At 68.9% G+C, this 21,366-nt stretch carries 15 protein-coding genes; 5 read left to right on the forward strand and 10 right to left on the reverse strand.

What is annotated here, in order from left to right; genetic code table 11:
• The first annotated feature begins 8 nt into the window (after nt 1–8).
• Genes A605_RS13225 through A605_RS13235 form a run of 3 tightly spaced genes read left to right on the forward strand, consistent with a single transcriptional unit; the run spans nt 9 to nt 4,112 of the window.
• Nucleotides 9–2,543, forward strand: a complete 2,535-nt coding sequence (locus A605_RS13225; protein WP_015402013.1) for an MMPL family transporter — start codon at nt 9–11, stop codon at nt 2,541–2,543.
• 4 nt (nt 2,544–2,547) lie between these two features.
• Nucleotides 2,548–3,732, forward strand: a complete 1,185-nt coding sequence (locus A605_RS13230) for a lysylphosphatidylglycerol synthase transmembrane domain-containing protein (protein WP_015402014.1) — start codon at nt 2,548–2,550, stop codon at nt 3,730–3,732.
• Nucleotides 3,729–4,112: a DUF3054 domain-containing protein gene (locus A605_RS13235; protein ID WP_015402015.1), complete on the forward strand. Its 384-nt coding sequence runs from the start codon at nt 3,729–3,731 to the stop codon at nt 4,110–4,112. The genes A605_RS13230 and A605_RS13235 overlap by 4 nt, the downstream gene beginning before the upstream one ends.
• A gap of 403 nt (nt 4,113–4,515) precedes the next feature.
• On the opposite strand, the gene A605_RS13240 is transcribed toward A605_RS13235, so the two are convergent.
• The gene (locus A605_RS13240; RefSeq protein WP_015402016.1) at nt 4,516–5,628 is read right to left on the reverse strand and encodes a cellulase family glycosylhydrolase; all 1,113 of its coding nucleotides are present in this window, start codon (nt 5,626–5,628) and stop codon (nt 4,516–4,518) included.
• On the reverse strand, nt 5,621–6,724 hold the full coding sequence (locus tag A605_RS13245) for a glycosyltransferase family 4 protein (RefSeq protein ID WP_015402017.1): 1,104 nt from the start codon (nt 6,722–6,724) through the stop codon (nt 5,621–5,623). Before A605_RS13245 ends, A605_RS13240 begins: the two co-directional genes overlap by 8 nt.
• Before the next feature lie 598 nt (nt 6,725–7,322).
• Between A605_RS13245 and A605_RS13250 the strand changes: the two genes are divergently transcribed.
• Complete coding sequence (locus tag A605_RS13250) at nt 7,323–8,738, forward strand: exopolysaccharide biosynthesis polyprenyl glycosylphosphotransferase (protein WP_081602142.1); 1,416 nt, start codon at nt 7,323–7,325, stop codon at nt 8,736–8,738.
• A complete protein-coding gene (locus A605_RS13255; RefSeq protein ID WP_015402019.1) occupies nt 8,735–9,763 on the forward strand; it encodes a glycosyltransferase family 4 protein in 1,029 nt (342 codons plus the stop codon). The genes A605_RS13250 and A605_RS13255 overlap by 4 nt, the downstream gene beginning before the upstream one ends.
• A gap of 61 nt (nt 9,764–9,824) precedes the next feature.
• On the opposite strand, the gene A605_RS13260 is transcribed toward A605_RS13255, so the two are convergent.
• The 8 genes from A605_RS13260 to A605_RS13295 form a co-directional block, all read right to left on the reverse strand.
• Nucleotides 9,825–10,940, reverse strand: a complete 1,116-nt coding sequence (locus A605_RS13260; protein ID WP_015402020.1) for a glycosyltransferase — start codon at nt 10,938–10,940, stop codon at nt 9,825–9,827.
• Nucleotides 10,906–12,048, reverse strand: a complete 1,143-nt coding sequence (locus A605_RS13265) for a GumC domain-containing protein (RefSeq protein WP_027004443.1) — start codon at nt 12,046–12,048, stop codon at nt 10,906–10,908. Before A605_RS13265 ends, A605_RS13260 begins: the two co-directional genes overlap by 35 nt.
• Before the next feature lie 143 nt (nt 12,049–12,191).
• Nucleotides 12,192–13,553 (reverse strand): O-antigen ligase family protein, encoded by a 1,362-nt coding sequence (locus A605_RS13270; protein WP_015402022.1) that lies wholly within the window; start codon nt 13,551–13,553, stop codon nt 12,192–12,194.
• Nucleotides 13,550–14,365 carry a polysaccharide deacetylase family protein gene (locus A605_RS13275; protein ID WP_149029446.1) on the reverse strand — a complete coding sequence of 272 codons (816 nt, stop codon included), beginning with the start codon at nt 14,363–14,365 and terminating at the stop codon, nt 13,550–13,552. The genes A605_RS13270 and A605_RS13275 overlap by 4 nt, the downstream gene beginning before the upstream one ends.
• A 42-nt stretch (nt 14,366–14,407) precedes the next feature.
• The gene (locus tag A605_RS13280; RefSeq protein ID WP_015402024.1) at nt 14,408–15,919 is read right to left on the reverse strand and encodes an oligosaccharide flippase family protein; all 1,512 of its coding nucleotides are present in this window, start codon (nt 15,917–15,919) and stop codon (nt 14,408–14,410) included.
• The gene (locus A605_RS13285) at nt 15,916–18,201 is read right to left on the reverse strand and encodes a GNAT family N-acetyltransferase (RefSeq protein ID WP_149029447.1); all 2,286 of its coding nucleotides are present in this window, start codon (nt 18,199–18,201) and stop codon (nt 15,916–15,918) included. Before A605_RS13285 ends, A605_RS13280 begins: the two co-directional genes overlap by 4 nt.
• A 156-nt stretch (nt 18,202–18,357) precedes the next feature.
• On the reverse strand, nt 18,358–19,431 hold the full coding sequence (locus A605_RS13290; RefSeq protein ID WP_149029448.1) for a GNAT family N-acetyltransferase: 1,074 nt from the start codon (nt 19,429–19,431) through the stop codon (nt 18,358–18,360).
• Between the two features lie 366 nt (nt 19,432–19,797).
• Nucleotides 19,798–21,348, reverse strand: a complete 1,551-nt coding sequence (locus A605_RS13295) for an acyl-CoA carboxylase subunit beta (protein ID WP_015402027.1) — start codon at nt 21,346–21,348, stop codon at nt 19,798–19,800.
• Nucleotides 21,349–21,366 lie beyond the last annotated feature (18 nt).

Consider the following 21,366-nt stretch of genomic DNA (forward strand, 5'->3'; position numbering starts at 1 on the left):
CACCCACCGTGTTCCTGAAATGGGGTCACTTCTCCTACCGACACCGCCGGATCGTGCCGCTGATCGTCGTCGCGGCGATCCTGCTGGTGTACCTGATCTTCGGTCTGCGGCTGGGGGAGCGGATGAGCCAGGAGGGCTGGGACGATCCGGGCTCCGACTCCACCGCCGCCGCCCAGATCGAGCTCGAGGCCTTCGGGCGCGACAACAGCGGCGACGTCATCCTGTTGTTCACCGCTAGGGAGAACCAGAGCCTCAACGATCCGGCCACCTTCGGGGCGATCGCCTCCCACCTGCAGGAGCTCCAGGCCGCCCACCCGGACCAGATCTCGCACGTCACCAGCTACTTCGACACCCGTAACTCGCAGCTGATCTCGGAGGACGGTTCCACCGCCTTCGCCGCCATCGGCCTCGAGGGCGACGACGAACAGACCCTGAAGGACTTCCGGGCCATCGAGGACTCGCTGGTCCCCGACGACCTGCCCGGGGACGTGACCACCCAGGTAGCCGGCGCGACCGCCGTGGCCGACGCCCTCGACGACGGCATGGCCGGCGACATCCTCCGCGCCGAGGTCGTCGCGCTGCCTGTCGTCGCGATCCTGCTGCTGGTCATCTTTGGCTCCGTCGTCGCCGCCGCGATGCCGCTGGTGGTGGGTGTCCTGTCGATCCTGGGTTCGCTGGGCATCCTGTCGATGATCGCGGGCCTGGTGCAGGTCAACGTCTTCGCCCAGTCCGTGGTCACCCTGCTGGGCCTGGGCCTGGCCATCGACTACGGCCTGTTCATGGTCTCCCGCTTCCGGGAGGAGCTGGACAAGGGCTCAGCTGTCGAGGAGGCGGTGGCCACCACCACCGCCACGGCCGGCAAGACGGTGGTGTTCTCCGCGCTCATGGTCGCCGTGGCGCTGTCGGGCCTGCTGGTCTTCCCGCAGGCCTTCCTCAAGTCCGTCTCCTACGGCGCGATCTCGGCCGTCGGGCTGGCGGCCCTGCTGTCGGTGACGGTGCTGCCGGCGCTGTTCGGCATGCTGGGCCACAACATCGACAAATGGTCGGTGCGCCGCACGAGCCGCACCGGCCGCCGCCTGGAGGACACCATCTGGTTCCGCGTCCCGGCGTGGGCGATGAAGCACTCCAAGGTGATCACGGTGGCCGTCGCCGGGGGCCTCCTGCTGCTGACCCTGCCGATCGCGGGCATCAAATTCGGCGGCATCAACGAGACCTACCTGCCGCCGGACCACGAGACCCGCGTCGCCCAGGACACCTTCAACGAAACCTTCCCGACCTTCCGCACCGAGCCGATCAAGCTGGTGGTCACGAACGCCACCAATGAACAGCTCGTGGACGTGGTCCTGCAGGCCCGCGAGGTCGACGGACTGACCGCCCCCCTGAGCCCGGCGACCGCCACGCAGGACGGCACCACGGTGCTCTCGGCGGGCATCACCGACCGCGAGCTCAACGAGTCCGTCATCGACCAGCTGCGCCAGATCGAGGCCCCCGAGGGGGTGGGGCTCTACATCGGCGGCACCCCGGCGATGGAGGTCGAGTCCATCGAGGCGTTGTTCGAGAAGCTGCCGTGGATGGCGCTCTACATCGTGCTCGCCACGTTCATCCTCATGGCGCTGGTCTTCGGCTCGCTCATTCTGCCGGCCAAGGCGATCATCATGACGGTCCTCGGCCTGGGCGCGACCCTGGGCATCCTGACCCTGATGTTCGTCGACGGCGTGGGCGCGGGCCTGTTCAACTTCACCCCGGGCCCGCTGATGTCCCCGATCGTGGTGCTGATCATCGCGATCATCTACGGCCTGTCCACCGACTACGAGGTCTTCCTGGTCTCCCGAATGGTCGAGGCGAGGGACAAGGGCGCCACCACCGACGAGGCCATCAAGTACGGCACCGCGCACACCGGCAGCATCATCACTGCCGCGGCGCTGATCATGATCGTGGTCGCCGGCGCGTTCGGGTTCTCCGAGATCGTGATGATGAAGTACATCGCCTTCGGCATGATCGCGGCCCTGGCCCTCGACGCCACCGTCATCCGCATGATGCTCGTGCCCGCCGTCATGCACCTGCTGCGCGACGACAACTGGTGGGCGCCCGGCTGGGTCAGGCGCGCCTACGAGAAGCTCGGGCACGGCGGCGACGCCGCACCCGCCACCGAACCCGCTGCCGAACCCGCTGCCACGCGCGTGTCGACGCCCGCCCCGGTCCCGGCCACGGCCACCGCCACCCCGAGCACCGCCGACACGGTGGTCACCCCGGTCGTGCCGGACGAGCCGGTGGCACCGGCCGCCGCCGAGGAGGCCGTGCAGCGCGGCGTCGACAAGCGCGACGCCACGACGCCCGAGCCGGAACCGGGGACTGAGGCCGGGGCTGACGCCGCGACTGACCGCGAGGAGTACGTGTCCGTGGACGAGGCCGTGGTCGTCGACGAGACCGAGGCCGTGCGCGGCGGCAGGTCGACGGCCCAGGATGAAGAGCTCGTGCCCTTCTCCGAGCTGATGAAGCGTCTGCGGTCGGACAAGGACAACCCGCCCCACCGGGACCGGTGAGTTGATGGCCGGACTACGGCGGTTCCTCTCCAACCCGTGGGTGCGGTGGCTCGCGCCCCTGGCGGTGCTGGCCGTCGCCCTGTTCCTCTTCCGTGACCAGCTGCCGTTCCTCGGCGAGGGGTTCCACCGCCTGCTGGAGGCCCACCCGGCCGGCCTGCTCGTCGCGCTGGTGTCCGCGCTGCTGTCGTTGCTGGCGATGGCCGAGGTGATGCGTCTCCTGCTCGCCGCGGGCGGTACCCGCGTCCCGCTGATGGAGACCGGGGCGCTCACCCTGGCGTCGAATTCGTGGTCGACCACCCTGCCCGGCGGGCCGGCGTTCTCCGCGATCTTCACCTACCAGGTCCAGCGCGGCTGGGGGGCCAGCATCATCCTGTGCGGCTGGTTCTTCGTGCTGTCCTCGGCAATCTCCACCATGTGGCTGGTGGTCGTCGGCCTGGCCGCGGTGTGGTTCCTCGGCGCGCACGTCAGCATCGGCTCACTGCTGGTCACCCTGGCCGTCACCACCGTACTGTCCTGGGCGGTGTACTGGGCCGCCGAACACCCCGGTCTGCTGGAGCGCTGGGCCCGGTCCCTGCTGCCACGGCTCAACTCGCTCCTGCGTCGGGACAAGGGGGCCGGTCTCGACGGCGTGGTGGAGCAGATCCGTCAGCTGGAGACCGTGCAGCTCTCCCCGCGCCGCTTCGCGGTGGCGGGGACCTACTCACTGCTCAACCGCGTCCTCGACATCATCACCCTGTGGGCGTGCGTGTGGGCCGTGACCGGGGTGCTGCCCTGGCTGGAGCGGATGGAGGATCACACCACCCTGATGGGCGTGGTGCTCGCCTACGTCACCGCGAAACTCGCCGGCTCCGCACAGGTGACCCCCGGTGGCCTCGGCACGGTGGAGGCCGCCATCATCGCCACCCTGGTGGCCACCGGCATGACGGCCGCCGACGCCACCGCCGCGGCCCTGGTCTACCGCCTGATCTCGTTCGCGTTCATCACCGTGCTCGGCTGGGTGATCTATTTCCTGCACTATGCCCGCCGGGGCGTGTACGCCCGGGACCACCGCCCCTCCGGGGAGCTGGAGAACGTCGGCGCGGGCAGCGGGAAGCCCCCCGCCCCTGATTCCGGGGAGGGCACCGGGAGCACGCGGATGCGCCCGATAGACTCGGAGAGGACCGAACATCGTGAGGAAGGACAACAGTGAGCAGGTACACCGGACTCATCGCGGACGTCATCGCCATCGCGGTTTTCGCGTTTCTCGCCCGCATGGCCCACCAGAGCGAGTCCATGCCGTTGACCTTCACCGGCTGGCTGAGCACCCTGTGGCCCTTCCTGCTGGGTGTGGCCGTGTCCTGGATCCTCATCGTCGCCTGTAAGTGGGACGGGGCACGCCCGGCCCCGGCCGGCGTCACCGCCTGGCTCGTCACGGCCGTCGTCGGGCTGGTGATCTGGGGCCTGCGCAACGGCTCCGTCCCCCACTGGTCCTTCATCCTCGTGGCCACGATCATGTCCGGCGTGCTGATGCTCGGCTGGCGGCTGGCCGCCCGGTTGGCGGGGCGCCGGAAGGTCGAGCAGGCGGCGTAGCCGGGATCGAGGTGCCTGCGGTGGCACCGCGGCGTCGCAAAGTTGCACGGGGACGTCCCGGAATCAGCTCGGCCCCGATCCTCTCCACGGAGAGGATCGGGGCCGAGGGCACCCGGTCGGGCCGACCACGGGGTGGGCCGGGGCGCTGTCCCTTAGTTTGAGGAGCCGGCTCCGTGCATGATCATGTTGGCGATCATGATCACGTAGTTGATGATGTCCCCGGACAGGTCCAAGGCGATGCTCAGCATAAGGTGTGCTCCTTTGAGCTCGAAGGCAGTTGCAAGAGGTATATCGCCCCTCACTGATCATTCTGTTACACAGACGGCGGAGAAAGCCAATGCGCCGGTGGGATTGTCCGTCCCCACGGCAGCTGAGACACATCCCGCCGGGGTCGGCCCGGGAATCAGGCGCCGCAGGACTCCGCCGCCTCCCGCACGGCGGTGAAGGCCGGCTTCGGCGCGCCCGGCCCGTACAGCAGCCCGAAGTAGGATTCGCGGTCATCCGCCCCGAGATCCAGGTCATACATCGTGTACAGGAAGATCGGCCCCAGCCACGACTCGGACGAGGTGATCCGCAGTGCCTCGACCACCATGTCGGCCTGCGCCCGCTCACTCACCCCGCCGTCACCGCCGGTGGGCGCACCGTACTCCGTCAACCAGATCCGCTTCGCCCCGTCGCCATGGGAGCTCATCAGTTCCCGGTAGTCGCGCAACTGCCGGAAGCCGTTCCAGCGTGAGTTGCCGGAGGGCCGTTCCGGATAGGAGTAGGGGTGCACGGCCACCGCGGTCAGATGGTCGTGCGCCCCGAGCTCGTACAGCCGCCCCAGAAAATCCAGTCCGGCCACGGAGTATCCGGGCATGTTCGTCGCCGGGGCCAGCCCGCCGGAGATGATCTCCGCGCCGGGATCCGCGGTCGTGATTCTGGGGGAGGACTCGGCCAGCAGCTCCGCGTAGGCGTCCGGATCCGGATCGGGCCAGAACCTGGCCAGATTCGGCTCGTTCCAGATTTCGTAGGCGTCGACCCGGTCGCCGTAGCGGGCGGCCACCGCCTCCGCGAACTCCCCGAATTCCGCGGCCGCCCCGCCACCGACCACACCGAAATCCTCGACCCAGTCCGGATACATGTGGATCAGCATCAACGGGACCAGTCCGGCCGCCACCGCCGCGTCGACGCGTTGGTCCAGACCACTCCAGTCGTACCGCCCCCGCTCGCGTTCGATGTCCTTCCAGACAGCGGACAACCGGATCCGTGTGGCGCCCAGGGTGACCTGCTCGTCCACCATGTCCCGGAAATCACCGACGGGCATGCGCTCCCAGGCCGCCGGCCCCGCGATCCCGAGATCCCGGCAGCCCGCCGCGGACACCTCCGGCAGCTCCGCGGGCGCCTGTTGACTCCGCCCGGAGAAGGGGACGGTGATGGCGAGCACCAGGACCACCGACAGGGCGACGGTGACGCCGGTGATGATCCAGCCCCTCCGGTTCGCCGGCCCTTTCCTCACGGTGACGGGGTCAGTCATGGCACAACGCCTCCAGCATCTTCGGGACGGTGACGGTCACATCGTGCCGTTCCAGGATTGCGGCGCGGGCGTTGTCGCGCAGCCGGTCGGCCAGCGCACGGTCGTCGAGCAGCGTCCGGATCGCCGCCGCCAGCGCGGAAGCGTCACCCGGGGGAACCAGGAGACCGGCTCCCCCGCGCAGGTATTCCGCGGCCCCGCCGTGATCGGTGGCGATGACCGGAACACCGCAGGCCATCGCCTCGAGAACCCCCAACGGCCCCGCCTCCGGGGAGGTGGAGGCCGAGACCATGATGTCCCAACGCGGGAAGACCCGGTGCTTGTCGACGTGGCCCAGAAAACGCACCCTGCCAGCCAGGTCGGGCCGGGCGGCCCGGGTACGCAGTTCCTGTTCGAACTGCTCGGATCCGGGGAAGGCGGCACCTGCAATGTCGAGATGGACGTCCGGAAGCTCCGCGAGCGCCTCGAGGAGGACGTCATGGCCCTTCCACCCCGTGAGCACCGCCAGGATTCCCACGACGGGCCGGCCCGGGGTGGAGCCGGTTCCGCCGCTCATCTCCGTTGGAACCGGGACGCCGTTGGGCCGGACCACGGTTCTGCGGACCAGTCGCCGGACCGAGTCCGCCGTGACCTCGGAGACGGCGACGGCCGCCGTCAGGGCGTGGGCCCCCAGGCGCAGGACCGTGCGTTGCTTCCGTGAGTGAATCGTGTCGTGGACCAGCCAGGAGATCTTCGGGCCCCGACCGCGGCGCCGGGAGTGGAAGGGGTAGGCCATCCCCACCGCCGGCAACGCGAACGTCGAGTTGATGATCACGGCGCCGGCTCCCCGGGCAGAACGCCGGATCCGCCGTGCGGTCCGCCACCAGCCACCGGGGAGCGCGGCGATGCTCCACAGGCGCCGTGCCCCACGCACCCCTCCCAGGCGGGACAGCGGAACGGGAACGTGGATGACCTCACCGGCGAGGAGTTCAGGCAGGTCCCCGGAAGGACAGAAGAGGGTGACCCGATGGCCGTCCGCCACCGCCTGCCGGAGCAGGTCGACGAGCACCCTCTCCGCGCCGGAGACGTCGGCGCCCGCGTTCACCGCCACGATGTGCATGATGGACCCTTCCAGTTTCTGGGCTCGGTGGCCAGCTGCGCATCCGGGAGCTGAACCTCCGCAGAATGCCGGTCGCGCGCCCATCCTCGGGATGCAACCGACACGCGTCCCCGAACTGAGCACCACCCTATACTGAGCCGAACCTTAAGAAAAGCAAAGCGCCATCTTGCCATGACGCATAGGCCCCGCCCGGCACCCAAGGGCCCCCACCAGCAGAACCAGGGGGATGTCACCCCTCTCCACAACGCCCGGAAACAAGCCCGCCTTCCTCATTCTAATATTCTGCTTAAATTTTGATGTGGAAAGAGTTAGACTCGGCACCGGGAGACACCCGACGGTTTCCCGACGGCAACCATCCCCGCCCTCCATCGGGAGCGGGGACGGCCCGGCAACCACCACGCAAGGACCGATCACCATCCGGTGGCTCCACCATTTTCCGTCACCCACCCGGAATGCCGGGCACACCTCACCACCAGTCTCTGTTCCCTCAGATTTCAGGCAATCAGGAGGATCCAGTGTTCAAGAGCGGCCCCAGGAGATCCACATCAGACCTCCATAGCGAACCGACACGCCCTCACCAAGGGCCCGGAGCGTTCTGATGGTCACCAAAGTTCCCGAGACATCTCCCCACCGGGTAGTGGACGGTGACACCGCCGTAGCGGTCAGGGACCGTAGCCGCTGGCCGGGTATCCTCGGCCGTTATCTCCCCGATCCGTGGCAGCGCCTGGCTGACTGCCTCATCGTCCTTACGGTGTGCGCCGTCGCCGACCTCACGTACCCGCTGCTGACCGCTGTCGGAATCCTCCTCATTCTGACGGTGGTTCCGCGTCTCTACCGGTTCCGGCTGGGCATATCGGTGCTCGATGAACTGCCACGGCTGCTCGTCGTGGGCACCATCGCCCCCTACGTGGCCTCCTCCGTGCTGAATCCGGAGCTGAGCTCATTCCACGATGTGGTCTTCTCGTTGGTGACGGCCGGTGGCCTGGTGTTCTCCCGCGTGATCGTCGCGGCGCTCCTACGGGCCCGGCGCCGGCGGAATCCCGCCGTGCTGAGCCGCACGCTCATCCTCGGTTGCTGTTCGGTCGCCCGGCAGCTGTGCCGGGATCTGAAGAACACACCCACCTTCGGGCTGCTGCCGGTCGCGCTCATTGACCGCGATCCGGAACCCGGCCCCGACATCCCCGGGCTCTCCCTGGAACCACTCGAAGACAACCTTCCCGAGCTGATCAGGAAGTACAGCGCGACGACGGTGATCATCGCCTTCAGCCGTTGCCCGGACGATCATCTGTTGACCGTCCTACGCTCCTGCGTGCGCGAGGAGGCGGAGCTCTACCTCGTTCCCCGTCTCCCCGAGTACCACGCGATGGACAATGCCACGGAGATGATCGGGGCGATTCCCCTGCGCCACGTGCCCCGGGCGGCGCACCGATCCCTCACCTGGTTCCTGAAGCGCCCCTTTGATCTCCTGGTCAGCGGTCTGGCGCTGTGGGCACTGTCACCACTCCTGCTGGTATTGGCCGTGCTGGTGAAACTCGACACCAGGACCGCTCCAGTGCTGTTCCGCCAGGAGCGAATCGGCCTGGACGGCAAGCCCTTCGAGCTGCTGAAATTCCGTACCCTGACCCCCGCGGACCCGGGGGAATCCGATTCCCGCTGGAATATCGCGGGTGATGCCCGACTCACCCCGCTGGGCGCGGCCATGAGACGCTTCTCCCTGGACGAGTTACCCCAGCTCTACAATGTTTTCCGCGGGGACATGACGTTGGTCGGCCCGCGTCCGGAGCGCCCCTATTTCGTGCACAAGTTCGGGCAGGAGCTTCCCGGCTACCACGCCCGTCACCGCGTTCCGGTGGGGTTGACCGGCTGGGCCGCCATCAACGGCTTCCGGGGCGACACGAGCATCCGGGATCGGGTGCTCTACGACAACTACTACATCGAGAACTGGTCCCCCTGGTTGGACGTCAAGGTCCTACTGCTCACCGTCCGTGCCGTGGTCGGGGGGAATGGAGGATGAATCTCGTTCTCGGGGCGCTGGCGCTCCGACCCAACGGCAGCGGAGTGCAGACCTACCAGCGCGAACTCATGCGTGCCCTGGCCGCTCTCAAGGGCCTTCCCGCCCTGTCCGCCGTGGTCCAGGCGGACGCCGCCGGCGAGTTACCCGGGGGCGTGCGGCCGGTGCGCCGCCCGGTCTCCTCCGGTGCCCGGCGGGCGCTGCAGGGAATGGTCCCGGTCTCCGCGGATCTCTTCCACGGGCTGGACGTCGACCTGCCCGTGGGACAGCAGGGTCCGACCGTGGCCACGGTCCACGACATGTCCGTCTTCGACACCCCCTGGGCGATGTCCCGGATCCGGGCCCGCGGCGAGCGTTTCCTGCTCCGCCGGGCACTCCGGCGTGCCGACGCGATCATCTCGGTGTCCGCCTTCACCGCCGAACGCGTCGCCGAGATCACCGGCCGCACCTCGGCGGTCACTCCCCTCGCCCCGGGTTCCTGGACCCACGTGCCGTCCGACGAGGCGGTGCGGATGGTCCGGAGGAAATACGGCCTGCCCCCACGGTTCGTGCTGCAGCTGGGCACACTCGAGCCCCGGAAACGCCCCGAGGTGGTCAACGAGGCGCTGCAGGGCACCGGGGTCCCCCTGGTTCTGGCCGGCGGCGGCACCGACGGCCCCGGGCGCCCCACCGGCTCGATCGGATTGGGGTACGTCGATCTCGAGGACATCCCGGCCCTGTACCGGGCCGCCGACGTGGTGGCGTACGCCTCAGCCTACGAGGGCTTCGGCCTCCCCCCGGTGGAGGCGATGGCCTGTGGCGCGGTCGTCGTCGCCAGCGCCGTCGGCGGCATTCCCGAGGCTGTCGGCGACGGTGCCGTGGTGGTCTCCGGGCTGGATCCCGTCCGCTGGCGCGAGGCGCTCCTGCCCGCCCTGAACGACGGTGACGTGCGGGCGGCCCTGAGCGCCGACGCCACGGAACAGGTGCGGAAGCTCACGTGGAACGCTACGGCGGCCGCGACCGCGGAGGTGTACGCCCCCCTGCTCTGAGAAGGTCCTCAGGTTCGGGGGCGTGGCCGGGTGGACGTGCACCGCCACCGGCTGCGCGCGGTTACAGCACCCCGGCGACGACGGCGGACATCTTCCGGCGGAACTCCGCGGGGGAGAATGTCGCGGCCCAGGAACTCAACTGTCCGGTGCTGTACTGCGCGTCGTTGAAATCCCGCATGGCCTCGGCCAGGTTGTGCACGATCTCCCGCTCGTCGCCACCGTCCACCAGAACGCCGGTCTCCCCGGGCCGGACGGTGTCCAGCGCTCCCCCGCGGCCGAGGGCGATCACCGGGGTACCGCACGCCATCGCCTCCACCGGCACGATCCCGAAATCCTCCTCGCCCGGCATGAGCAGCGCGCGGGCGCCCCGCACCAGGTCCCGCATCTCCGCACCGGGCAGACGGCCCCGGAACTCCACCCCGGGGCCCGCCATGGAGCGGGCCCGTTCCATGTCCCGCCCGTCACCGACGACGATGAGGCGGACCCCCGCCTCGACGGCCGCGGCGACGGCGAGGGGCACCTGCTTGTACGGCACGAGCCGGCCCACGGCGATGAAGTAGTCACCCTTCCCCGTTTCCGTGTCAGGGGTGAAGTAGGCGGTGTCCACGGGTGGGTGCACGACGGTGGCCTCCCGGTCCCACCACTGCCGGATTCGACCCCGGACGGCCGTCGAATTGGCCACGACCGAGGTGACCCGCGGCGCCCACCTCCGCTCGTTGGCGCGGGCCCGGGCCGCCAGCGCCCGCAGCGCTGCAGACCTCGGGAGGCCGCTCGCCTCATCCCGCCGGAACTGCGCGTCCCACGCCCAGCGGGCGGGGGAATGCACGTAGGCGACCGAAGGGGCGTCAACGGCGCCGACCGCGGCCAGGGCGAAGGCGTGATGGCTGATCACGGCCGCGTCGAGCTCGGAGTCCTTCAGGCCTCCGTGCCTCAGTGCCCGGGGGACCAGGGGCAGCAACGGAGCGTAGCTCTTCTCCCCCAGGACACGGTAGAGCCGCTGCAGCGGCCCGGTGCGCACCCGGTCCGCCAGTCCCGCCGGGATACCTTCGGCGCGGGCGAACGGGACGTGCACCTCCGCCCCGGGCCAGGTCGTCGCGAGCTCCGCGACGACGTGCTCACTGCCGGCGACGTCGGTCAGCCGCTCATGAACGATCGCGATCTTCGGCGCCATCGCCATTCGCCTTTCTCTTCCCGGAACGGACCACAACGAACGCGGGGACTCCGCTCTCCATCAGCCTCTCCACTGCGGTATCCGCCAGATTCGCCCGGCGGTCACCCTTGTCGATCACCACGACTCCGAGCTGAAGGTCCGGGGGAGAGACCTCACGCCACCAGGGATCCAGCCAGCCGGCCCGGTGCAGTCTTTCCGCGTCGTAGGCGTCGAAGATGCCGCCGGTGTCGACGTCCCCGAGGATGAGGACGTCGCCGCCCTCGGCCAGCGCTGTGGACACCCTCGCCTCCGCCAGAGGCGTCAGCCCGCCATCGGCCAGCGCCGATTCCCGATCCACCCCGTAGCGGTGTCCGATCAACCGCAGCCACAGGGCGTCCGCGCGCCGGTGACGCCGGAGTTTCCACACGGTGAGCGGGATCTGCGCCAGGAGGAACACCAGCAGTCCGACGACCAGGCTGGTCTGCCAGAGTCTGGGCCACACCGGCTCCCCGTCATTGTCGGACTGGGACAACACGATCGGCTGCACGTGCTGCATACGCTCATCCCGGGTGTCCTGGAGGATCATGTCGATCTGCCCCTCCAGGTCGGAGACGTCGGCGTCCTCATCCTCCTCCCGGCGGTTGTCGATCTGCTCCCGAATCGCGGCGGTCCGCCGCTCCACGTCCTCCGCGAGACTCTGAGTGGACTCGGAGTACAGGTAGTCACTGCGGCGCGACATGGACTCGACGACCGCGGCGGCCACATTCCGCGCCTCACCGACGCTTCCGGCCCGGGCGCTCACCTCGATCATGCCGGGCACGGAGGTCGTCGAGGTGGTCAGCGCAGGATCGTCCAACCCGGTGCGTTGGCGGACGATATCCTTCGTCGCCTCGTCGTTGGCGATCGACGAGTACAGGGGGCCCAGCGTCTCGAGGGTCTGCGGATCCAGGCTCGTGTCGGCGGGCGATCCCAGGGACACCTGGGTGTTCACCTCGTAGACGGGGTCGGTCTGCGAGAGGACCCCCGCGGAAATTCCGCCCGCCACCACCGCGATCACGAGCGCGGCCGGGATGGAGCGAAGGAACGCGGAAGCGATCAGCCCCAGGTCGAGTGGGGTGGGGACAGGGGAAGGCACAGGGGCGGGCGAGGCCGCCCCGGGCGACCACCGATCAATCGTCAGCGTTTTCTCCGACATTCTCGACCCTTTCCGGTTGTTCCAACCGAGTGCATGAATCTGAAACTACTACAAGAATCACCTTAGAAAGATGTTTCAAGAAACTAAACGGGATGCCGGGCCCACCGCTCGTCCGTTGCGGACGGCATTCTCCGACGAGGGGGGATGAACCGCGTCGACGCCCATCCACCGATCCTGGCGGCCTCCCCCCGCGGAACTGATGCGGCACAGGCCAGGAGCAGCCAGAAGTGGAAATCCAGGGGGAAGATCTCGAGGTAGGTGGCGAAGGCGGCCGCCACGCAGGCGGCCACCGTCACTCCGAGGACTCCGGCTGTGAAACCCTGTTCCACCACGTCCCGCTGGACCCGGATGAGCCGCCGCAGGACCACCATCGCCACCCCCACGGTCACCGCGTACAGGGCCAGCCCCACCAGCCCCAGCTCGAGCCCGATCTTCAGGTACTGGTTGTCCGGCTGGTACACCGCGGTCATGGATCCGGAGATCTCCGCCACCTTCTCCGCGGAGGAACCGGTCGTGCCCAGCCCTCCGCCAAAGGGGTGGATCAGCATCTGCGGAAGAGTGAGCGACCAGTGCCCCCCTCGTTCCTGCAGGCTGCTGGAGGAGGCCATGGTCGCCAGCACCCCACGTTGGTCGATGACGAGGGCCACCGGGACGAGCAGGACAGCGGCCACGGCCGCGACCGCGAGGTATCTGAGCAGCCGGCGGTGCAGCACCACCCCCACCACGATCACCGCCGCGAGCAGTCCGATGAAGCTGGCCCGCACCACGGAGGAGGCCATGGCGAGCAGGAGGATCGGGGAGATGGCCCAGAAGATCCGCGATCTGGGACGCCCCGGCCGGGACAATGCCGCGGTCCCGGCGATGATGAGGACGAGCATCAGGTAGAACGCGAAGGGGAACGGCTGATTGAATGTGCCAAAACTGCGCAGCAGCGGTCCCGCGGAACGGATGTGCTCGTTCCACTCGTACCCGAGATCCGCGAGACGGTAACCGCCCACCACCTGCTGCCAGAGCCCGAAGATCGCGCTGAGCAGCCCCGTCCACATCAGCACCGTCACCAGCAGATCCTTGTCGGCGCGGGTGAAGGGGAAGAAATAGACCACCACGGCGGGGATGAGGTAGAAGAAGGCGATCTTCACCGGGAACGCGGCATCAGCCCCCAGCACCACCACCCCGGACACGACGCCCACCAGCACCAGGAGGAACGCCGGCCCCAGCCAGGGGGCGACGGTCACCCGGCCCCGGGGGCGCGCGGCGAGGACGCCGGCGAGGGCGACGGTGAGCACCGCGGCCTCCTTCCAGAAGGTGGCCGCCACCGGAAACACCAGCAGCAGTCCGTGGAAGGGAACCAGGGCGGCAATGGCGATGATGCCCCACTGTGGCCTCCGGACGGACAGCAGAAACAACAGCGCGCACACCGCGGCCGTGACGATGAGACTGATCATGATCCCGATCCCCCTCCCGCCTCCACGTCCTCCACGGCAGGCCAGGTCCACCTCGGGCGGAGCAGGGTGCGTGCCCAGTGGAGACCGCGGAGTTCGTCGTGCATGGCCATTCTCCGGAGGGTGAGGGGCTCGTCGCCCGGATGGCACCGGCCGTTGGTGAAGGTCCAGCCGGTGCGGTACCCCGAGGCCCGGACCAGCTCCCGGACCCGTGCGTTCTGGTGCCCGAACGGATAGCAGAGGTCCACGACCTCCCGACCGCCCCATTCCGACAGCAGCTCCCGGGAGCGGACCAGTTCATCCTGCACCTGCCCGGGAGACATGTCCGGAAGTGAGAGGTGCGTCGCCGTGTGTCCGCACAATTCGGCCCCGGCGGCGACCGCCTCGCGAATCTCATCCAGATCCATTGTCCGGTCCGCCTCCTGCCACCAGGGAGGGGAAACGCCGGGATGGTCGGTGACCGGCAGCAGGGTCCAGGGGAGGTTTCGCTCCCGGAGGACGGGCAGGGCGTTGCGGTGGACCCCGATCAGGGCATCGTCGAAGACGATCGCGGCCTTCCCCGACGTGGATCCGCCCGCGACGAGTGTCTCCGCCAGTTCCGACAGGGGGACGAACCGGTATCCGAGTTGCCCGACCATCGCGACCTGTTCCCGGAAGACGGAGGCACGCACGGCGTAAGGGTACGGGGACGCGAGGTCGTCGATGATGTCGTGGTACGCCATCACCAACCCGGATCCTCCGAAGCGGTCCGCGACCGGGGAGGCCAGCCCGCGGAGCGCACGTGCCCCCGCGGAGCGTACGGATCTGTCAGACATGTTCTCAACCTTCCCTTTCAGGACGCATGGTCAGCCGGCCCGTCATCCGCCCAGAATCGAGCGGACCTGCGTGAGGACAGCGGCGCTTGCCCGGCGTTCCGTCAGCGCGGACACGGTGACGTGGACGGTCACGGCCACGAGGACCACCACCGGCCAGGGGATGCCGACCTCGCTGACCAGCAGCACCGCCGACGCCGCGACGGCCGTCGCCACCAGCGCCTGCCGGATGAGCAGCCCCCAGGGCGAGACCCCGGGGATACCGAGGCTGCCCCGCAGCAGGAGCAGCATGGCCGCGAGCATCACCACTTCGGTGGCGACGGTGGCGATCGCCGCCCCGTCGATTGACCACAGCGGAATCAGGACCAGGTTGAGGCCGACGTTGAGCAGGAGTCCGGCTGCCGCGATCCAGGGGAACACCCGTAGCTTTCTCGCCGCGACCAGCGCGGATACCACCACGAAGGTGAGGCCGGACAAGGCACTGCCGACCACCAGGAGGGCGGCCGCGGCCGCCCCGCCGGCGAACTGGGTGCCGTACAGCAGGGAGATCAACGCTTCAGCGCTCGGCCAGAACACGACGGCACCCAGACCTCCCAGCAACGCCGCGACGGCGACCGCCTGATGGAGCCGAGCGCGGAACACCCCGGGTTGCTCCGGCCACGTCTTGATGAGAACCGTGGTGAAGGGGACCGCCAGGGCGCTGACGATCAGTCCCATCAGATCCGAGAACTTGTACCCGATCGCGTACACGCCGACGGCCTCGTAGGTGCCCAATTGCTGCAGCATCAGCATGTCGATGCGCTCGAGGAGGGTGAACAACGCGAATCCGACGGAGATCGGGAGGGCCTCGCGCAGCATCTCCCCCCAGTAGGCGGTCACCGCCCTGAAGGACGGGCGGAACTCAGGCGTGAACAGCTTCGGCACCCCGGCGGCCCGGGCGGCGAACACCACGATCTCCCGGACGATCGCGGGGATGATGAAGGCGAGCAGGGCCGGGTGGACGGCGGCGACGGCGACGATCAGCAGGAACTGCACCGCCTGGCCGATGATGTCCCAGACAGCGACGTAGGTCAGGCGGAGTTTGCTCTGGTAGAGGACGAAAAGAGCGTTCGCCGGGGTCGCCAGCGCGACCGTGGTGCCCGCCAGGCCTGCGGCGGCCACCACCAGCGGGGCCAGCCCCGCGAAGTAGGCGTAGCCGAGAGCGATGAGGTAACCGAGGATCCCCAGCGCCGTGCGCAGCATGATGAAGGAACCGGCGAGTCTGGACACCTCCTCGGGCTTGTCCGACGTCAGCCTGGCCAGGACGACACGCCCCACACCGAGGTCGGTCACCACCTCCATGATGCCCAGTAGGGCGAAGACGAAGGAGTAGCGTCCCCAATCGTCGCCGGTGAGCGTCCGGGCGATGATCACGCTTCCCGCCCACCCGAACACGGCGGTGATGAGGCGGCCCAGGATCATCGCGGTGCTGCTGCTGAACAGTCGGCGGTTCTCCGTCCCGACGCCCTTCCGGCGCTCCCGCCGTTGGACGCCGGATGACTGGTCGACGGTGCTCATGTGCCCTGCCCCTCCCCTGCCGGGACGGCGACCCGGCGGCGCCACTGCCCCACCGCGGGGCGGAGGACGTCGCTGGCACCGTTGGCGCCCTTGGCCAGGGGGAGCAGTCCGGAGCGCGACACCGGAACCGCGAACACAGTGCCCACCGCATACTCCGAGGTCTGCCAGGCCTGCTTGTACGGGTTGCGCCCGATCATCTGGTCGATCTGGGTGATGCCGAGCTCGTCGTGAATCCGGACGGAGTGCTCGATCAGCTGGTGTCCCGGAGCGAGCTTGCCGTAAGCGGGGTCGAAGGCGGTGAACCACGCCTCCGCCCGCTCGCCCGTCCGGAACATGACGTCGAACGCGACCCAGACCGAGTCCACCGTCAGGCCGATCACGCACAGGTGACCGCGCCGCGCCTCCCGGGCCAGGAAGCGTTCCGTGAAGGCCGCGTGCCCTTCGCCGAACAGGTTGAGGCGATTCTCCCTGTCGGCCTCCTCAGAAACGCGGGTGACCCGCAGCATGTCGGGCCAGTGCGCCCGCAGTTCCTCCGGAGTGCGGAGAACCGTGAAACCCACCGTTCCGAGTTCCTTCGCGGCACCGCTTCTCAGTACCCGCAGGCGCTTCAGGGTTTTCGCGCTCCGGAGATCGCCCGGGGTGGTTCCCCGTGGAACATCCATCACCGGGCAGTGGTCGTCCACCGTGTATTCCACGGTCCAGCCACCGCTGTCCAGCAGTGCGGCGAGCAGCGGGGAATCCTCCGGCACGTGTGTCAGTTCGAGCAGGATCCCGGCCTCGCGCACGCCCGTGACCAGCTTATCCAGGGCAGCACCGTCCTCGGCCAGGACCTCGCCGATGGTGCCGAGCCCGTGGCCGAGCCAGCGGTGGACCGTGACCCACACCCGCTTCCGCGTGTGGAGCGGAAGAAGGCCGACGAGCCGGTCACCGCGGTAAACCGCCGCGATCGCCAGATCCCCCCTCCCCAGGGTCCGGTACCAGCTCAAACCGTAGGAGGGCCGGGAGGCGAACCTGGTGGAACACCGCTGCGTGAGCTCATCCCACTGCGCTTCGAGCTCCGCGTCCACGGTGTGGTGGATCCGGAAGCGGAGGATCCCGGCCGTCCCGTCCCCCTCCCCGTCCGGGGAGGCCGCCGAGGTACGCCGCCCACCGGTGACGGTCGCGAGCAGCTCGTCGACGATGACGGAGGCTGAGTCGGCCATGTTGTAGTGCTCCCGGACGTGGCGGTGGCCCTCCTCCCCCATCCGTATGCGCAGGTATGGGTCGTCGATCAGAGTCTTCAGGGCGTCGGCGACGGGCTCGCGCCGGTGGCAGTCCACCAGGAAACCGGTCTCCCCGTCGAGCACCATCTCCGGGACTGCGCCGTTGGGGTGGGCGATGACCGGAAGCCCGGCCGCCATCGCCTCGAGGATGGCGTTCGGCGCCTGGTCGATCACCGAGGGAAAGCACATGATGTCCGCGCGGGCGAGAATCTCCCACAGGCGCGCATCCCCCGGCTGCAGATCGTTGACCACGGTCAGACCGGGTTCGGCGGGCACCTGCTCAAGCGTGATCAGGGTCAGGTCCGCGCGGTCCTTCAGTTCCCGGCGCCAGATGTCGAGCAGCATCGTGCCGCCCTTGCGCTCCAGCGTCGTGCCGATGAACACGATGCCCGGGTGCCGGGCCGGGTCGCGGACCGGGAGCGGCTCGGTGAGGTAGGGGGAGTACACCCCCATCTCCAGGTGGGAGACCTGCCGGGGAGGCAGCCGGTAGTCCGCGGAGCGCAGCGAGTCCACGACCTTCCGGGTGTTGGCGAAGACCTTGGTCGCCGCCTGCAGCACCGGCCTCTCGAAGATGAGGTTGAGCCGGCTCAACGGGGCGGTGAAGCGGGTGGGTCTCCGATAGGGGATGCTGAACACGTTCAGCCTGCCCGTGCTGTCCGTGGTGATCACCGTCGGGATGGACCGCAGGATGCGTGCCCCGCCCAGCATCGTGTTCTGCGTGTACACGTGCAGCGCGTCGATCCCCCCGGCCGCCAGCCGCCGCCGCACCCGGCGGCGCATCGCCCAGGAATGCACCAGCTGTCCCCGCAGTGGCTGCAGATCCAGGTCCAGCCGGTCCAGGCCCGGCACTGGGGCACGGAGCAGCCGGCCGAGCGGTCCGGGGGCCTCGCCGTCGATGAACTCGACGTCGATGTCCCCGCGATCCGCGAAGATTTTCCGGAGTGAACTGTGAACGGTCCGGTGCCCGCCGATGTTTTCGTTGACGAACAGGAACCGGGGTTTTCTGTCGGGCCGGAGCATCAGCATGGTCCTTCCATGGCAATCCGCCCCCGGGCAGGACCCGGGCCAGGACATCCGGGCGACACCCGGGCGGACTTGTTAAATATTAAGACAAAGACTAGCTTGATTTAAGTTTCCTTGTCCCCGCAATCGCCGGGTTGACCGCCTCGACGCCGGCTACCGCTGCCTCGCGTCGCCGAAACGCCGGGGAGACGGGCACGTCCTCAGCTTCCGCAACCCGGCGCGGGCCCCTGCGACGACGGAATCACTCAGCCTCACCAGCGGGAGCGCTCCGACCCTGCCCCTCGGTGCGGCGCGCAGCGTCCCGACCGCGTACTCACCGGTCTGCCAGTCGCTCTTGTAGGAGCTGCGGCCGATCATCATGTCCACCCGGGTAATGCCGAGGTCATCGTGCCGGCGGCAGATGTCCTCGATGAGCTGGTGTCCGGTCTTCGCCTTCCGGAATTCCGGGTTGAAACGGGTGAACCACCCTTCGGCGGCCTTTCCCGTCTGCAGCATGATCGCGAAGGCCGCCCAGGAGCCGCCGAAGGTCAACCCCCAGATCCGCAGATGGCCGCCGCGCGCCTCCTCGAGCAGGAAATTCCTCGCGAATGCGTCGAAGGGAGGGGCACAGAGATTCTCGCGCCTCCCCGCGTCCCCCTCTGCCGAGGCCTCGGCGACGGCGACGATGTCAGGCCAGTGCTCCTCGAATTCCTCCGGGGTCTCCAGCACCCGGAACTCGTGGGGCGCGCCGAGCCGGGCCATCTTCCCCCGGTGCCGACGGAGGTTGCTCAGCGTCTTCGCGCTGCGGAGGTCCCTGGGGGTGGCGCCCGGCGGCAGGTCGATGACGGGGCAGAGCTCGTCCCGCGTGTACTCCACCGCCCAACCACCGTGCCGGTGCAGGGCGGAGAGCAGCGGCGAGCCCGCTTCGATGTGCGTCAGCTCGAGGACCACCCCGGAGCGGTGCAGCCCGGCCACCAGCTCCTCCACCGCGGTCCCGTCCTCGGCCAGGGGTTCGCCCACCGTGCCCAGCCCGTGACCGAGCCAGCGGTGGATCGTGACCCCCGGGCGCCTGCGTGCGTGGAGCGGAAGGAGCGCGATGAGCCGGCCACCGTCATGGACCGTCGCGACCGCCAACCGCCCCTTCCCCAGGGTCCGGTACCAGTTCAGCCCGTAGGAGGGACGGGAGGCGAACCTGGTGGCGCACCGCTCCGCGAGATCGCTCCACTGCGCCTCCAGCTCCGTGTCCACGGCGTGGTGGATACGGAATTCGAGGTCACCGTCCGCCGGTGCCGCTGGGGGGCGCTGAGCGGTGGCGACAACGCCGGGTTCCCCGCCCCCGGCACCGGTCCCGGATCCGGCGGGAGGTGCCACCTGGTCGGCTCGGTGTTCACCGGTGTTCCCATCGGGGAACGGGGACCGGGGCCTGCTGTCGGGTCGGGACATCAACGTGATCCTTCCGGGGCAATCCGCCACCGGCCGGACCCGGGACCGGACACCCGGAGGACACGAGGACGGAATAAGAAAACTTAAGGAACATAATAACTTTCCTTAAGATTTCTTGCCGGCTCAATTGACCTCCCGGGGCACCCTCCACCCCCGTTCGGATCCGGGACCCTACATCGGCATGATGGTGTGCTTCTTCGGCAGGTCGCGCACGTCCTTGGTTGCCAGCTGGCGCAGCGCGTGGCGCAGGGCCAGGCGGGTCTCCCCCGGCTGGATCATGGCGTCCAGGTAGCCGCGCTCGGCGGCGACGTAGGGGCTGGTCATGTTCTCGTCGTAGAAGTCCATGAAGACCTTCTTGAGGTAGGCCCGCTGCTCCGGCGGGGCGGCCTCGAGCTGCTTGCCCTGGATCATCACGACGGCCGCGGCGGAACCCATGACCGCGATCTGGGCGGTCGGCCACGCCAGGTTGATATCCCCCGTGAGGTTCTTCGAACCCATCACCGCATAGGCACCGCCGTAGGCCTTGCGCACGATCAGCGAGACCTTCGGCACGGTGGCCTCGACCACGGCGAAGGCGAGCTTGGCACCGCGGTGGATGAGGCCGACCTTCTCCTGTTCCACACCGGGCAGGTAGCCGGGGGTGTCCACGACGAAGACCAGTGGGATGTTGTAGGCGTCGCAGATGCGGATGAAGCGCGCGCCCTTGTCCGCGGCGTCGGCGTCGATGCAGCCGGCCAGGTGCATCGGGTTGTTGGCGACGAAGCCCACCGCCCTGCCGTCGATACGCCCGAAGGCGGTGATGAGGTTCGGCGCGTAGTTCTCCTGGATCTCCACGAGATTCTCGTCGTCGCCGAGCTGGACGAGCAGGTCCAGCATGTCGTAGCCGGCGTTGGTGTCATCCGGCATGAAGGTGTCCAGGCTGGGGGTGACGGCGACCTCCTCGTCGGCGGGCGCGTCGAAGACCGGGGCCGGGTCATTGCAGGTCAGCGGCAGGTGGTCGAGCAGGTCGCGGACGAAGTCGAAGGCCTCGTCCTCACTGCCGACGACCGCGGAGATATTGCCGTTGAGCTCCTGCTGACGGGCCCCGCCGAGCTCGGCGGAGGTGACGTCCTCACCGGTGACCTCGCGGATCACGGCGGGGCCGGTCACGTACATCTCGGTCTCGCCCTCGACGCCGATGACGAAGTCGGTGGTCACCGGGGCGTAGACGGCGCCGCCGGCGGACTTGCCCAGCATGACGGAGATCTGCGGGCTGCGACCGGACAGCGGCAGCTGACGTCGCGAGATCTCGGAGTACATGGCCAGGGAGGTCACCGCGTCCTGGATGCGGGCACCGCCGGAGTCCTGGATGCCGATGACGGGGCAGCCGATCTTGATCGCCATGTCCATGACCTCGACGACCTTGCGGCCGAAGGTCACGCCGACGGAACCGCCGTAGACGGTCTTGTCGTGCGCGTAGACGCAGACGGGGCGGCCGTCGATACGCCCGTAACCGGTGACCACGCCGTCGGAGTAGATGGCGTCGGGGTCGCCCGGGGTCTTGCCGAGCGCGCCGACCTCGACGAAGCTGCCGTCGTCGAGCAGCCGGGCGATGCGCTGGCGCGGGGTGGACCGGCCGGCCTCGTCCCGCCGCTTGCGGGCGCGTTCACTGCCGGGGTCCTGCGCCTTGGCGAGGCGGGCCCGCAGGTCCGCGAGCTTGTCCGCGGTCGTGCTCTCAGTCACAGATCACCACTCGATTCG

Origin of the sequence: Corynebacterium halotolerans YIM 70093 = DSM 44683 (genome assembly GCF_000341345.1) — a bacterium.
Classification (GTDB): Bacteria; Actinomycetota; Actinomycetes; order Mycobacteriales; family Mycobacteriaceae; genus Corynebacterium; species Corynebacterium halotolerans.

Coding starts and splice junctions, on each gene's coding strand:
- A605_RS13230 (WP_015402014.1), top strand. CDS start 2,548: ATGGCCGGACTACGGCGGTTCCTCTCCAACCCGTGGGTGCGGTGGCTC.
- A605_RS13240 (WP_015402016.1), bottom strand. CDS start 5,628: ATGACTGACCCCGTCACCGTGAGGAAAGGGCCGGCGAACCGGAGGGGC.
- A605_RS13245 (WP_015402017.1), bottom strand. CDS start 6,724: ATGCACATCGTGGCGGTGAACGCGGGCGCCGACGTCTCCGGCGCGGAG.
- A605_RS13250 (WP_081602142.1), top strand. CDS start 7,323: ATGGTCACCAAAGTTCCCGAGACATCTCCCCACCGGGTAGTGGACGGT.
- A605_RS13255 (WP_015402019.1), top strand. CDS start 8,735: ATGAATCTCGTTCTCGGGGCGCTGGCGCTCCGACCCAACGGCAGCGGA.
- A605_RS13260 (WP_015402020.1), bottom strand. CDS start 10,940: ATGGCGATGGCGCCGAAGATCGCGATCGTTCATGAGCGGCTGACCGAC.
- A605_RS13270 (WP_015402022.1), bottom strand. CDS start 13,553: ATGATCAGTCTCATCGTCACGGCCGCGGTGTGCGCGCTGTTGTTTCTG.
- A605_RS13275 (WP_149029446.1), bottom strand. CDS start 14,365: ATGTCTGACAGATCCGTACGCTCCGCGGGGGCACGTGCGCTCCGCGGG.
- A605_RS13280 (WP_015402024.1), bottom strand. CDS start 15,919: ATGAGCACCGTCGACCAGTCATCCGGCGTCCAACGGCGGGAGCGCCGG.
- A605_RS13285 (WP_149029447.1), bottom strand. CDS start 18,201: ATGCTCCGGCCCGACAGAAAACCCCGGTTCCTGTTCGTCAACGAAAAC.